13 protein-coding genes are annotated in these 13,283 nt (G+C 60.3%); all 13 read right to left on the reverse strand.

Annotated features, from left to right (window positions below; translation table 11 throughout):
- Positions 1-80 precede the first annotated feature (80 nt).
- The 13 genes from LJF34_RS22630 to LJF34_RS22690 all read right to left on the reverse strand — a co-directional run bounded on the left by LJF34_RS22630 (position 81) and on the right by LJF34_RS22690 (position 13,172).
- A complete protein-coding gene (locus LJF34_RS22630) occupies positions 81-1,157 on the reverse strand; it encodes a citramalate synthase (RefSeq protein ID WP_231188051.1) in 1,077 nt (358 codons plus the stop codon).
- Positions 1,154-2,467 (reverse strand): CaiB/BaiF CoA-transferase family protein, encoded by a 1,314-nt coding sequence (locus LJF34_RS22635; protein WP_231188054.1) that lies wholly within the window; start codon positions 2,465-2,467, stop codon positions 1,154-1,156. Before LJF34_RS22635 ends, LJF34_RS22630 begins: the two co-directional genes overlap by 4 nt.
- 17 nt (positions 2,468-2,484) lie before the next feature.
- Positions 2,485-3,612 (reverse strand): ABC transporter ATP-binding protein, encoded by a 1,128-nt coding sequence (locus LJF34_RS22640; RefSeq protein WP_231188056.1) that lies wholly within the window; start codon positions 3,610-3,612, stop codon positions 2,485-2,487.
- Positions 3,612-4,484: a carbohydrate ABC transporter permease gene (locus LJF34_RS22645; RefSeq protein WP_231188058.1), complete on the reverse strand. Its 873-nt coding sequence runs from the start codon at positions 4,482-4,484 to the stop codon at positions 3,612-3,614. The genes LJF34_RS22640 and LJF34_RS22645 overlap by 1 nt, the downstream gene beginning before the upstream one ends.
- Positions 4,484-5,395 (reverse strand): sugar ABC transporter permease, encoded by a 912-nt coding sequence (locus LJF34_RS22650; RefSeq protein ID WP_231188060.1) that lies wholly within the window; start codon positions 5,393-5,395, stop codon positions 4,484-4,486. The genes LJF34_RS22645 and LJF34_RS22650 overlap by 1 nt, the downstream gene beginning before the upstream one ends.
- A gap of 12 nt (positions 5,396-5,407) precedes the next feature.
- Positions 5,408-6,769 (reverse strand): extracellular solute-binding protein, encoded by a 1,362-nt coding sequence (locus tag LJF34_RS22655; RefSeq protein WP_231188062.1) that lies wholly within the window; start codon positions 6,767-6,769, stop codon positions 5,408-5,410.
- 73 nt (positions 6,770-6,842) lie between these two features.
- Positions 6,843-7,523 carry a helix-turn-helix domain-containing protein gene (locus tag LJF34_RS22660; protein WP_231188064.1) on the reverse strand — a complete coding sequence of 227 codons (681 nt, stop codon included), beginning with the start codon at positions 7,521-7,523 and terminating at the stop codon, positions 6,843-6,845.
- Positions 7,524-8,003: 480 nt separating this feature from the next.
- Positions 8,004-8,288 (reverse strand): hypothetical protein, encoded by a 285-nt coding sequence (locus LJF34_RS22665; protein WP_231188066.1) that lies wholly within the window; start codon positions 8,286-8,288, stop codon positions 8,004-8,006.
- 133 nt (positions 8,289-8,421) lie between these two features.
- Positions 8,422-9,681 carry an MFS transporter gene (locus tag LJF34_RS22670; protein WP_231188068.1) on the reverse strand — a complete coding sequence of 420 codons (1,260 nt, stop codon included), beginning with the start codon at positions 9,679-9,681 and terminating at the stop codon, positions 8,422-8,424.
- Between the two features lie 260 nt (positions 9,682-9,941).
- Positions 9,942-10,214 carry a hypothetical protein gene (locus LJF34_RS22675; protein WP_231188069.1) on the reverse strand — a complete coding sequence of 91 codons (273 nt, stop codon included), beginning with the start codon at positions 10,212-10,214 and terminating at the stop codon, positions 9,942-9,944.
- Positions 10,201-10,410, reverse strand: a complete 210-nt coding sequence (locus LJF34_RS22680) for a hypothetical protein (protein WP_231188070.1) — start codon at positions 10,408-10,410, stop codon at positions 10,201-10,203. The genes LJF34_RS22675 and LJF34_RS22680 overlap by 14 nt, the downstream gene beginning before the upstream one ends.
- Before the next feature lie 74 nt (positions 10,411-10,484).
- Positions 10,485-11,486 (reverse strand): Cdc6/Cdc18 family protein, encoded by a 1,002-nt coding sequence (locus LJF34_RS22685; RefSeq protein ID WP_231188071.1) that lies wholly within the window; start codon positions 11,484-11,486, stop codon positions 10,485-10,487.
- A gap of 81 nt (positions 11,487-11,567) precedes the next feature.
- Positions 11,568-13,172 carry a Na+/H+ antiporter NhaC family protein gene (locus LJF34_RS22690; protein WP_231188072.1) on the reverse strand — a complete coding sequence of 535 codons (1,605 nt, stop codon included), beginning with the start codon at positions 13,170-13,172 and terminating at the stop codon, positions 11,568-11,570.
- Positions 13,173-13,283 lie beyond the last annotated feature (111 nt).

Genomic DNA, 13,283 nt, shown 5'->3' on the forward strand with positions numbered 1-13,283 from the left:
GAGAGGGTACGCCGATCTACAGCGACCGACGAATCGAAGGGGAGTGCCGGTTAGCCCTTCACGGAACCGACGGCGGTGACTCAGTCGATCCGTTCGGCGAGCGATATCGCTTCGTCGAGCGACAGCTCTCGGGAACTCGCGTGGAGCCGTTCTACCAATCGCTCGATTCGCGCTTCGGTAACTCGTCTCCCGCTCCGTTCTACGATCCGTCGTGCGGCACCTCGGCCGGTCGCGTGACCGAAGAGGAGCCGCCGTTCGCCGCCGAACCGGGCGGGGTCGAACGGTTCGAACGTACTCGGTTCGTCCAACATCGCTGCGGTGTGGAGGCCGGATTCGTGGGAGAACACCTCCTCCCCGAGGAGCGACTTTTCGGGTTTCACGTCCTCGTCCAAGGTGGCGAGAACGCGCTTCGTGACGGGAAGCAACTCGTCTTCGGCGATCGCAACGTCGACCGCTTCGTCCCCGACGCTCGCCGCGGCGACGAACGCTTCGAGCGCGGCGTTTCCGGCCCGCTCACCGAGACCCGCGACCGAGAGATCGACTTTCCCAACGCCGCAACGGGCGGCGGCCAGTGCATTCGCCGTCCCGACGCCGAGGTCGTCGTGGAAGTGGACGCCGACGGAGGAGGGGTCGGCGTCGAGCGCTTCGAGGTGGGTAACGACACCGGTAGGTGTCCGACTGCCGACCGTATCCGCGATCGTGTAGAGTTCCGCGTCGACCGCCGCGAACAAGTCGTCGAGGGCGGATGGCTCCGTTCTGAACCCGTCCATCGCGCTGAAGTGTACCTCGACACCGTGTTCGTGGGCGACGTCGGCGGCCTCGATTACCGTTTCCGCCAGTTCGGTTCGGTCTATCCCGAGGACGTGGTCGAGTTGGCGCTCGCTCGTTGGGGCGAAGAGGTCGACGACGTCCACCCCGGCTTCGATTGCGGCCGTCACATCGCTCGGGATCGAACGGGCGAGTCCGGTGATGGAGGCGTTCAAATCGGTGCGCTCGCAGACCTCGGCCGTTCGACCGTCCGCAACCGGAAACCCGACCTGTATGTAGTCCACGCCGAGCGAATCCAATTCCCGCGCGGCGGTGACTTTCTGCTCGACCGAATAGCGAACGCCGGGTCGTTGTTCGCCTTCGCGTAGCGTGAGGTCGAGGAGTTTCATACGATCCCGTCCTCTCGAAGCCGTTCGATTCGCTCCGAATCGTAGCCGAACGCGGCGAGGACGGCGTCGGTATCCTCGCCCAGCGCCGGCGGATCGGTGGACTCGACTCGGTCGAATCCGGTGGTGTGTGCCGGGAATCGCGGAGTCCGTATACGATCGCCGTCCCCCTCCGTCGCCCGAACCTCCGCGAGAGCGTCGGTCGCTTCGAGATGCGGGTCGGCGGCGACATCGCTGGTATCGTTCACCGGAGCCACCGGAACGCTGGCCGCCTGTAGGCGTTCGACCAAATCCGTCGCGGTGTAGGTGTCGCAAATCGATTGAACGCGCTCGCCGAGTTCTTCACGGTTTTCGAGCCTATCCGGGAGCGTTTCGAACCGTTCGTCCGTGTGCAGGTCGACGTCGAGCGCCTCACAGAACCGCAACCACTGTTTCTCCGACGACGGTCCGATGAACACCCACCGGTCGTCTTCGGTCCGGAAGACGTCGTAGGGGGCCCACCCGGGGTGACTCGCACCCATCGGCTCGGGAACGTCGTCGTACGCTTGGGTGTACGCCAGCCAATACCCCATCAGCGCGACGGTGCTCTCGAAGAGCGGCACGGTTATGTGCTGGCCCTCGCCGGTCGCATCCCGTTGGCGAATGGCCGCCAGTATCGTGAGTGCCCCGTACAGCGACGCCGCCATATCCGAGAGGCTCGTCCCGGAGCGAGCGGGAGGCGTGCCGGGATGCCCCGTGACGCTCATCACGCCGGAGAGCGCCTCGGCGACGGGGTCGAGCGCCGGGAACTTCTCGTACGGTCCCGGATTGAACCCCTTTATCGAACAGTAAACCAACGAGTCGTTGCTCCGACTCAGATCGTCGTACCCGACGCCGAGCCGGTCGGCGGTCCCCGCGGCGAAGTTCTCTACTACAACGTCCGCTTCGCCGACGAGATCGCGGAAAACGGCGTTTCCTGCTTCGGATTTCAGATCGACGGTGATACTGAGCTTGTTCCGATTGACGTAGTTGAACGAGCTATTGCCGATCGGACTCGAATCCCGGACGGCGTCGCCTCGCTCGGGGTGTTCGACCTTGATGACTTCGGCGCCCAGATCGGCCAGCAACATCGAACAGAACGGTCCGGCGATGATGTGCCCGAGTTCGAGAACCGTGACGTCCGAGAGCGGTTGACCGTCCGCACCGGGAAGTAAACCCGGGACGATTCGACCGCCGTCCGTTCGAGCGTCGCGTTCGCCGCGGGTGTCGGACGAATGCTGCTCGCTTTTCTCGTCTGATTGACTGTTCTCCGTGGGTCGATTGTCGTCTATCATTTTTCGTTTCGTACCGATTACCGCTGCTGTTTCGGGGAGTGGTTCGTGAGTTCGTCGCCGTAACATATCGTTTTCCCGTCGTCATCGAACACGAACAAGTCGCTCTCGTCGAACTCGACGACGATTTCGTCCCCGTGATTGACGTGCCCGAGCGTGGAGGACACGACGTCGATGTTGGTGTCGTTCGACCGTCCGTGGACGACGAACTCCGTCCCGAGTTGCTCGACGACGTCGACGATCACGGTGAATCGATGCTCGCCGCCGTCGGGGGAGAGGTACTGCGGACGGATTCCGAGGGTGATCGGTTCGCCGATGCGGTTCGCGAAGCGATCGGCCGACGCCGGAATCTCGAACCCGTCCCCATCGAGGACATAAGAGCCGTCGCGTTCGACGACCGTCGCGGGCAGGAGGTTCGTCGAGGGGGTTCCGATGAATCGGCTGACGTACTTCGAGACGGGGCGGTCGAACAACTCGCCCGGCGGGGCGAACTGTTCGAGTTGCCCGCTGTTGAGGAGGACGACGTGGTCGCTCATCGTCATCGCCTCCGTCTGGTCGTGCGTGACGTAGACCATCGTCGCATCGAGTTCCTGATGTAACCGCTGGACTTCGACGCGAAGTTCGGCCTTCAGTTGCGCGTCGAGGTCGCTCATCGGCTCGTCGAGCAGGAGTACGTCCGGGTCTTGGACGAAGGCCGACCCGAGCGCCACTCGTTGTTGCTGTCCCCCCGAGAGTTCCGCGGGCATCTTTTCCAGTTGCTCGGAAATCTGGAGGACCGTCGCGGCTTCCTCGATGCGGTCGTTTCGCTTCTCGCGTGGTACCCCTTGGACCTTCAACCCGTAGCCGATGTTCTGTCGAACCGTCATGTGCGGGTACAGTGCGATCGACTGGAAGACCATCGCACAGTTACGGTCCTGGGGGGAGAGGTCGGTAACGTCCTGTTCTCCGAACGCTATGCGACCCTCCGTGGGCGTCTCCAATCCGGCGATCATTCGCAGCGTCGTCGTTTTGCCGCAACCGGACGGCCCGACGAGCGTCGTGAACGATCCCTCTGGAATCGACAGCGAAAGGTCGTCGACGGCGACGTGGACCGCACCGGCGGATCGATACTCCTTGTGAACCGAATCGATGTGAATTGGGCGTGCCATTATTCGAGACCTCCGACGTTGAAGCCCTGAAGCAGGTAGTTCTGGAGGAACAGGGCGATGAGGAACGGCGGGATGCAGATCAAGAGCGAAACGGCCATCGTCTCACCCCAGCCGATGGTGACACGGTCGAGAAACAGGCTCGCCCCGACCGTGATGGTGTACATCTCGTCGCTGCTCATGACCACGCGGGCCATGGTGAAATCGTTCCACGCGACGGCGAACGCGAAGATGGACGCCGAGATGTACCCCGGTCGCGCGACCGGAAGAACGACGTCCCAGAGCGTGCGCGTTCGACTCGCCCCTTTGGTCCACGCGGACTCCTCCAGCGATATCGGGATCGTCTGGAAGTACTGCCACATGAGCCAGATGGTGAACGGCGCGGAGATGCCGGTCAGCGCCATCGCCAGCGCAAAGTAGCTGTTCAGCAACCCGAGCGTGTAGAAGATGACGTACAGCGGTATCGCCAGCACGATGGGACTGAACATGTACGCGAACAGAACCGCCCGTGCCGCCAGCGTCTTTCCCGTGAAATCGAATCTGGTGAGACCGTAGCCCGCCGCCACCGCGAGCGCGGTGGACATCAGGGTCGAACTCGCGGTGACGATGATGCTGTTCGTGAAGTACCGAACCGTGTTCGTTTCCTCGAACAGCACCCGGAAATTCCTGAACGTCACCGAATCGATCAACAGGTGGACCGCTCCACCTTCGAACACCGCCGCGGGCGACTGCACCGCGATGGAGACCATGATGTAGACCGGGAACGTCACGAACACGGCCACCAGCAACGCCGTGAGGATCACGGCGATACGTTTCACCCGCTGCTGGAGACGTTGGGGAACGACCGATCCGGCGGCCCCTTCACCGAACGCCATCAGCGAGCCACCTCCTTTTCGGGTTCGAACACGTAGAAGTAGACCACGGCGACGCCCGCGAGCAGGAAGAACATGATTCCCGCGAGCGCCGTCGCGCCGCCGAAATCGACCGCTTCGAACGCGATCTCGTACACACGAATGGGCAGGGTAGTCGTCGCTTTCAGCGGTCCTCCCCGCGTCGAGAGGTAAATGATGTCGAACTTGTTGAACATCCAAATCCCCCGCACGAGGAGGATGATGAGGATGGCCCCGCGCAGGTGCGGGAGGGTGATGTCCCGGAACGCCTGCCACGTCGAGGCACCCTCGACCCGCGCCCGTTCGTAGAGGTTCGGGTCGATGGCCTGCAAGCGCGCCAAGAGGATGAAGAAGGCGAACGAGCCGAACTTCCACACGCTGGTGATGACCACCGCGGGCATCGCCCACGTGATGGTCGAGAAGAACGCGATGGGATCGTCGACGAGCCCTGCCTGAACGAGCCACTGGTTGAGAACGCCGACGTTCGGGTCGAGGATGAACTTCCAAACGAAGATGACGACCAGCGTGGGGAGGAGATACGGGAAGATCATCATCGTCCGGAGGACGCTTCCGCCTCGGATCTCCTGATTGACGACGAGCGCGAGTCCGAGACCGACGAGCAGGCTGAGGACGGTCGTCGAGAGGGCGTAGACGATGCTATGCCACAGGAATATCGGGAAGTCGCTGCTCGTTAGGATATCGACGTAGTTCCACAGTCCCGTGAACGTCGCCGCGCCGGTCGGGTCGTGGAGGAGGCTCATCCAAAGGGCGTATCCGATGGGGATTAGCCAGACGACCGTAAAGAACGCCGTGAACGGGATGAACGTCACCAACAGTAGCAACTGACGTTCGTCGAGTCGGGTGAACGAGGATTTGAGGGAATCTGCCGTACTCATGGGAGTCGGCGATTACTCCTGAAGCCCTCGCAGCTTTTTTGCGACCCAATCGACGGTCTCCTCGGGGGATTTACCCCCGACGAGCATCTGTTCGGCCGACTGACCGAACACCTGCTGACCGTACGCGTCGGCGGCGACGATGTTCGGTTGGCCGTTCTCGCCCGTCGCCAGAATCGACGTGAACGCGTCCCAGTTGTTCCGAACGAGGTCGAGTACCTCCGGGTGTTGTTTGATCGTCTCGTTGTTTTTCACCGCGTCGCTGTCCAGCATCTCCTTCGTCGGCGGGAACTGGAACAGCGGCGCGGAGAGGACGAAGTCCATGAACTTATCCGACTTGCTGAAGAAGTCCACGAACTTCTTCGCACCCTCTGTGGCCTTGCCGTTCTTCCAGACGACGTGTCCCTCCATGTACGCCCACCACTTCTCCTGCTTCTCGCCGCTCGGAAGTGGGAAGGGGGTCGGTGACAGTTTATCGACGAGGTCCGGTCGATTGGAAGCGATGGTGAGGATCGGCAGTCCGCCGACGCTCATGATGGCCGCGGCGTTCTCCTGTTGGAGCGCGGCGATCGCGTCGCCCCACTCCCACCCCGCCCCGTTCGGCGAGTACTCCGCCATCTGCTGTATCCATTCGTACGTCTCGACGGCGCGCTTTCTGTTGTCTCCCTTGTCGATGGTGACTTCGATATCGTCGGACGGTCCGCTGTAGAGGTTGACTCCGTTTTGCCAGTGGTATTGGGTGATCTGCGTGTCGGCGTTGTTCGTCTGCCCCGACTGCACGACGTATCCTTTGATGTCCTCCTGTTCGGAGACGCGTTTCGCCTCGGACGTCCATTTCTCCCACGTCGTGGGGTTCTCTTGGAAGAGGTCGTTTCGGTACCATCCCATCAGGGGTTCGACCATGGTCGCGGCGAAGTACGACTCGCCGCCGACGTTGACGGGATCCGGAAGGCCCGTTCCCTGGACCGCATCACTGACCGATGCGAGATTCCCGTTGCGGTGGTACCGGTACGCGTCCGCGGACGTGTCGAAGACGATATCCGGGGGATTGCCCGCCGCCTTCATCTTCTGTAACTGTTCGTCGGTCGATTTCCCCTTGGAGGTGTACGTGACCTCGACCGTGTAATCGTGTTTCTCCTCGAACTCCGAGATTATCTGGTCGATAACGTCTTTCGAATCGCCGCGATCCGAGAGATACTGGATTTTCTTCGACTGGTCGCCGTTTCCTCCACCGTTTCCGCCTCCGTTTCCGTCTCCGTTCTCTCCTCCGTCCGACCCGCCGTCGTCCGGTCTATCGGTGCATCCTGCGGCCGCGACTATCGTTCCGGTTCCCGCTATCCGGAGAAACCGTCTTCGTGTTGTGGGCTCATGCGCCATGATAATAGATGACATTCCCGATGGGTGATGGTTCTCTCCCCTTCACTTGTTGGCTTTTTAAATAAGGTGTAGGTTAGTTCACACTCCTCATCGGGGATTCGTGGCTGGCGTGCAGTTCATCGCTACGGGCATCCTCACTCCGAACGTTTTGATTCAGGACGCTCCCGAGCAGCGTCCGCTCCGCTTTTCGGAGGTGTTCGAGGAAGGTGGTGTGACTGATGTCAAGTTCGGCGGCCAGCGATTTCGCGTCCCTCTCTCGCGGCCATTCGTAATATCCGCCGTCGAGAGCGGCGTTGATTACCTCCGCCTGTCTGTCCGAGAGGAGTCCTTCCGAGGCGCGATACGGTGTGAGTTGTTCGAGTTGTACGGTTCCGATCTCGCGGAGTTCACCGACGATATTTCGGAGGTCTTCCCGCCGGAAGACGACGATATTGAACACGCGCTGTGTGCCACTCACCCGGTCCCACCATTGGAGCATGCCGTGATTCCGTCTGATGATGGGAAGTGCCCCACAGGAACGCTTGGTGAGTTTGATATGGCTTTCGTCGAGTCGTTCGACGTGCTTCACCTGCTCGGAATTTTCGAACGCCTCGATGAACTCCTCGACTTTGTCCCCCGCATCGATGACGAAATTCAGGTACTCGTCGTCGATGACTTCCTCGTGATTCGCGGTGAACGAGGTATTCCACCGGCTCGTAACCTCACTGAGGATGCAGTCCGTTTGCAGGTTTAAATGGAGTTTCGCCCTGAACATTCGGTACCTATTGGCATACCCTTCGCATTAACCTTTGGAACTCGGCCGGTTCGGGACCCCTCGATTTCCAGATTCGTTCCCGAATCGACTCGTTCGGCGTTTCGGCCGATCGAATCGGAGACGTTCCTCGTATGTAATGGACGGCAACTATCCGGATTCCATCGCCTATGGAACGGTGTCCGTCCGGGCATAAAACGAGATGTAGGACTGAATGAGCACTTCAGCAGTTACGATGGTTCGCCCACATCCGATGGAGAAATCCTCGTTCAATGATGACCTCTCGGCAATTTCGCATATCTGCTATCCGTTTTCCTTGCTATGTGACACCACCCCTCATACATACGTTGGGTTCGTATCTTCATAAGGGTAAAGCTTGCAAATTCAGTGTGTCTCGATGTTTGCCGGGTAGCCGCCTCACGCGAACGACGAGCGGTCCCGTCCGTCGCAGGCCCGCATCCCGTGACGTCCGTCGTTGCGCTCTCAACAGCTCGGTTTTTTCAGTAGCGCATCGTCCTCGGTGTCCGTCGACTCCGTCCGAACGTATTTCGTCGTTCCGTGGGTCGCACCGATCACCTCGGTAAGGTCCCCCCTGTACTCGACGAGGACCGTATCGCCGTCTTGGTTTATCATTTCGTACACTTGACGCGGCGTTCGGGTAGTTATCCCGCCACTTTCGGTTCGGAATCCGATCTCCTCGACACGACGGCAATCATCGTACTGTGAGTCGTAGTCGAGGCTCACACACTCGACTTTATACCGTGACATATGGCAACTCCGTGAATGGACGTTATGGTTCGTGAACAGTAAAAGGCCGGTTCCTGCAACCCGGACGATGCGTTCCGAGCGACTCCGTGAGGAACCTACGACTCGGAGGCGTTCTCGCGCTCGAGCGGGAATATCACTGATCTGTAGTCGGGGCCTCTTTCGGAACGGTCGTTGTGGGCGTGAGCGATAACGTCGATAGGCCCGCAAGTGCGATGAGACCGGCACCGAGATAGAACGACATCGACCAGCCGAGAAGCGAGACGAGCACGCTGGCTACGGTCCCACCGAACACACCACCCGGAACCTTTGCAGTGTAGATGAGCGCGTAGTTCTCGGACGAACGCGCTTCACCATAGTAACTGCCGACGAGATTGGGAAAGATGGAGAACACCGGGCTTCGGAAGAAGGCTGCTCCTCCCGCCAAGAGCAAAAACAGTACCGGATGATGTTGATTTGCGGCGGCAATCGCACCGGCGAGTGACATGCTGCACAGGAGAAGCGAGACGCCCGCGGTTCGTTCACCACCGAACGTGTCCGATAGACTACTGATGATGAGGATGCCAGCACCATCGGCAAGTGCGACAACTGAAGCGACCGATGTCGCAACCGCGGCGGAGAGGCCCAACTCGGTCGTCAGCTGTACCGACTGTCCGATAAGCATCAGGCCGACACCGTTGACGACGACCAAGACACCGTAAAACAACCAAAATTGCCACGTCTTCGCTGCCGTTCGCCATCCAACGGCGGCCGACTCGTCCATCAGTTCACCCCGATCTGCCTCCTTCCGTGCTACGGAGCCAGTCCCCTCCCCCGTGGCAGATGTACGGTCGTCGGGGTCCCGGAGGATAAGCCCTGCAAGGATTCCGAGGACGCCCACGATTCCACCGAGCACGAGAAGCGTCGCTGTGAATCGCGTATCGATATACTCGCGAAGTAGCGGAATGAGAAGGACGCTTATCCCACCGTACGCCATCGTGACGAGTCCCGTTGCGAGTCCTCGCCGCTCGTCGAACCACTTCACGGATGTATTCACCGCCACGGTGTACGCGATACCCGCACCCACACCACCAACGATATAGGAGAGATAAATAGAGAGGATGGACGATGCGATTGCCGTCCCTGCGTAGCCAGCGAACATCGAAATCCCCGAAGCGACCAACAGTTTTTGCGGACCGAATCGGTCGCGAATACGTCCTGCGGGCAACTGAACGAGGGTTTGTGCGACGATGTACAGGGTGAACACTGTACTCAAGGCGGTCTCGGACGCTGCTATCCGCGTACCTACCGCACCGCTCAGAGACGACCAGATGAATTGATAGGTACCCGCAGCACCCATTACGGTCGCCGCAAGCCCGATAAGCAACCAGCGTGATGGTGATGCCGATTTCTCCATCGTACGGAAGGGCCGATGCGACCATAAAAATAAACATCGATCACACATCTCAGAAAATCCCGGGCTGGAAGAATCGGCAGGAAGAGAGGGACAGTACGGCCACCGTGTCCACGATTCGAGCGGAAGCGGTCGAATCCCGATCGCGGTAGAGTACGCTCACTTTCACTACGCTAGGCGTACGACTCTTCAAATTCGATGCGGGTCAGCACCGACCAAGTGAGTGCGTCGCCGTCTCCGTCGTCGATTTATACACCATCGCCTCATCCTCGGTCGTTTAAATCCCGCTCGATATGATCGAGGCGGTCTTCGAGGTCGTCGATCCGCTTTTGCTGTTCGAGGAGGATCGAGACGAGCGCGGGAATCTCCACGAGCCGAGGCGTCTGCAATCGGCTCGCTTCGGCGTGTGCCCGTGCGAACTCGAAGAGCCGGTCGAACACCTGCTGGTCGGCCCGATGGAGCCCTCGCCGATACTCCTCCCAACGGCTCTCCATCGCCCGGAGGAGGTCACGATACGTCGAATCAGTTCGACCCACGGACGCTCACCTCCGTTCGAGCGCCGGTGTTCGCATCCGCGATAGCCGGGTGCCGTGACGTAAGCAACCCGTTCCGATTCGTGAGGGTGGTCCGTACCGAGCCATCTCCCGGCGGAGCGACCCGCGTTTTACGGTCATCATCGAAGGCTGTACTCCCGTTTCCAGGCGTGGGAAGCGGTGGTGCGTTCCGAGTCATCATCACGAATGGGATATCTCTCGGTGAAACCATAGGCAAGACAGGGTCGTTTCCGACGTTTCCGAAAGCGCGAACTAGCGGAGTTGGTACGTTCGCGCTCGATTCTTTCCATCGGCCACGACGAGCCGATAGTGTTCCATCTTCGAGAGGTGGTTTCGGACCGTCCGATCCGTTTTCGGATTTTCGACGCGTTCCCGATACGCCTCGTAAAGTTCGCCCGGATTGAGCTCGCCCCGTTCGTCCAAAATATCGTAGAGGGCGCGCTGATGGGCGTTGAGTTGGCCGATCGTCTTCTGTCGGACCTCGCGCTGGCCGTCCGGGATCGCCTCCCGAACGATGTCGGTCGTAACGTGGTCCGAACCGCTCTGGTCCGCTCGACGTGCGGCGTTCCGGAGGATGCCGATTTCGACCCGTGCATCGCCCGCCGCCGCGTCCGCGATCAGTTCGAGTTCCCGGTTTCCGATTGCGCCTTCCGAAAGTCCCCACCGGGCGCGAGCGCGGAGGATCGAAACGAGTTCGTCGAGATGGTACTTCTCGAACGGAACCCGGACACACGTTCGAAGTCGGCTGGCCAACCGACCGTCGAGATGGGAAAACAGTTCGTCCTCACGGTTCGTGATGAGTACCATCGAGACGGTCGGCATCCGATACAGGTCGTACAACACGCTCTTGTCCTCGAGCTGGTCGACTTCGTCGAGGATGACGACGAACTGTGGTCCGTCGTACTGTTGGAGACGGTCGAGGAGTTCGTCCTTCGGCGTCGACCGACGGTGGATGTCGACGGTTTGGCCGATGCCTTCGAGAATGCGATAGAGGACCTGAAATCGCGTGTAGTCCTGCCAGCAGTTGACGTACTGGCGGTCGATATCGAGGACGTTCTCGCGCAGTCGCTCGATGGTGAACTTCGCGATGCACGTTTTCCCCGCGCCGGACGGTCCCAACAGGAGCGAGGTTTCGCCGTTCTGTCCGTCCATGATGGGTTTGAGCGTGTTCGAGAGCGTGTTCATCTCGGCGTTTCGATGCTCGACCTCTTCCGGGACGAACTGCGGTTGCAGGACGCGAGCATCGTGAATCATGTGCTGTTCGTATGTATCTCCGCCGCCATAATAAACTGAAGTGGGCGAGTTCCGATTCTTCCGAAAGCACCGTTCGTGGGGTCAGTCGTCGCTCATCAAGTTTTGATTCGGCGTCCCGCCCGATGCCGGTTTCGCCGAGAGGTTCTTGCGCCGAGCGTCCACGTTCGAGAACACGTACACCAGCACTACCAGCGTCACGAGGCCGACGGGAAGCAGGACGAGCGGGCCGAGGCTCGTGACCCCGTACAACAGATACAGGAAGGCCGTCGCGAGGAGGACGGTGAACGCGTAGTACATCTGCGTCCGGACGTGGTCGATGTGGTCCGACCCGGCGAACGTCGACGCGAGGACGGTCGTATCGGAGATGGGCGAACAGTTGTCCCCGAAGATAGCGCCGCTGAACATGGAACCGACCACGACGGCGACGAACTGCGGCGCACTGCCCCCGATTTCCCACGCTAACGGGATGACGATGGGCGTCATTATCGACATCGTTCCCCACGACGTGCCGATGGAGAGGGAGATGACGGCGGACGTGATGAAGATGACGACGGGGAGTATCGTCGGCGAGACGACGCCCGACACGTACTGCGTGACGAAGTCACCGGTGCCGAGCGCGTCCGCGACCGAACCGATCGACCACGCCAGCACGAGGATGCTGACCGCCGGGAGCATCGTCCCGAACCCGTCGAGGATGGTCTCCATCGTCTCGTCGAGCGTCATGACTCCCCCCACGACCGCCAGCGTAACGGCCGTCGCGACCATGGAGAACGACCCCCAGACGAGCGCCGTCGCGATGTTGGTGTTGTTCACCATCTCTATCGTCGTCCGACCGGGCGCGTATCCCATCATCACCGCACCGCCGACGACGACGGCGACGAGGGCGAAGACGGGGAGGACGAACGTCCGAAGGGGCGCGTTGTCGTCCGCCGGTTCGCCCAAGTCCTCCTTGATGTTTTGGAGCGGGTTCGCGTCGTCACGGATGACGTTTCCGGTCCGTTGTGCGCGGTTTTCGGCGTCGAGCATTTCGCCGAAATCCCGCCCGCTGATGACGATGATGCCGACCATCGCCAGCGCCAGTATCGAGTACATGTTGTACGGCACGCTCTGAAGAAACGTCGCCGTCGCGGAAGGCGTCTGTTCGGCGATTCCGAGTTTCTTGTACTGGTCCGCTATCAACCCGATTTCGAACGCGACCCAACTGGAGATGCCGATGGTCGCCATCGGCGCGGCCGTGGAGTCGAGGATGTACGCCAACTTCTCGCGGGACATGCGCTTCTCGTCGGCGATGTTCTTCAGCGAACTGCCGACGATGGCGTTGTTGGCGTAGTCGTCGAAGTTCCAGATGAGGCCGAGCAACCATCCCGCGACGCCGACCTTTCGGTGGGAGTCGATTCGCCGGGTGGCAAAACGCGTGATCGCCAATGCGCCGCCCAACCGCCAGATGAGCGCGATTCCGGCCCCCAACAGGAGCGTGAAGACGAGGATTTTCGCGTTGAACGTGCTCTCTCCGATGGAGGAGATTATCCAATCGAACGTCTGTGCGATGCCGATGCTCCCGCCGTAGATGATGCCGCCCGTCCAGACGCCGATGAACAGCGACAACATCGCTCGTCGCGTGATGACGGCGAGTATGATGGCTAACAGCGGTGGTACCAGCGATAGAATCCCGAAGTGAGGGGCCATGCCATGCACATACACAACACGCCCTAATAGTAGTTCTTACCATATTTAATTAATAAATTTTCACAAAATTGTATGGAAAATGATTGGCCGTGACGGGACGATTCCGAAACG

It is taken from the genome of Haladaptatus sp. DYF46 (assembly GCF_021083305.1).
In the GTDB taxonomy this organism is placed as follows: domain Archaea; phylum Halobacteriota; class Halobacteria; order Halobacteriales; family Haladaptataceae; genus Haladaptatus.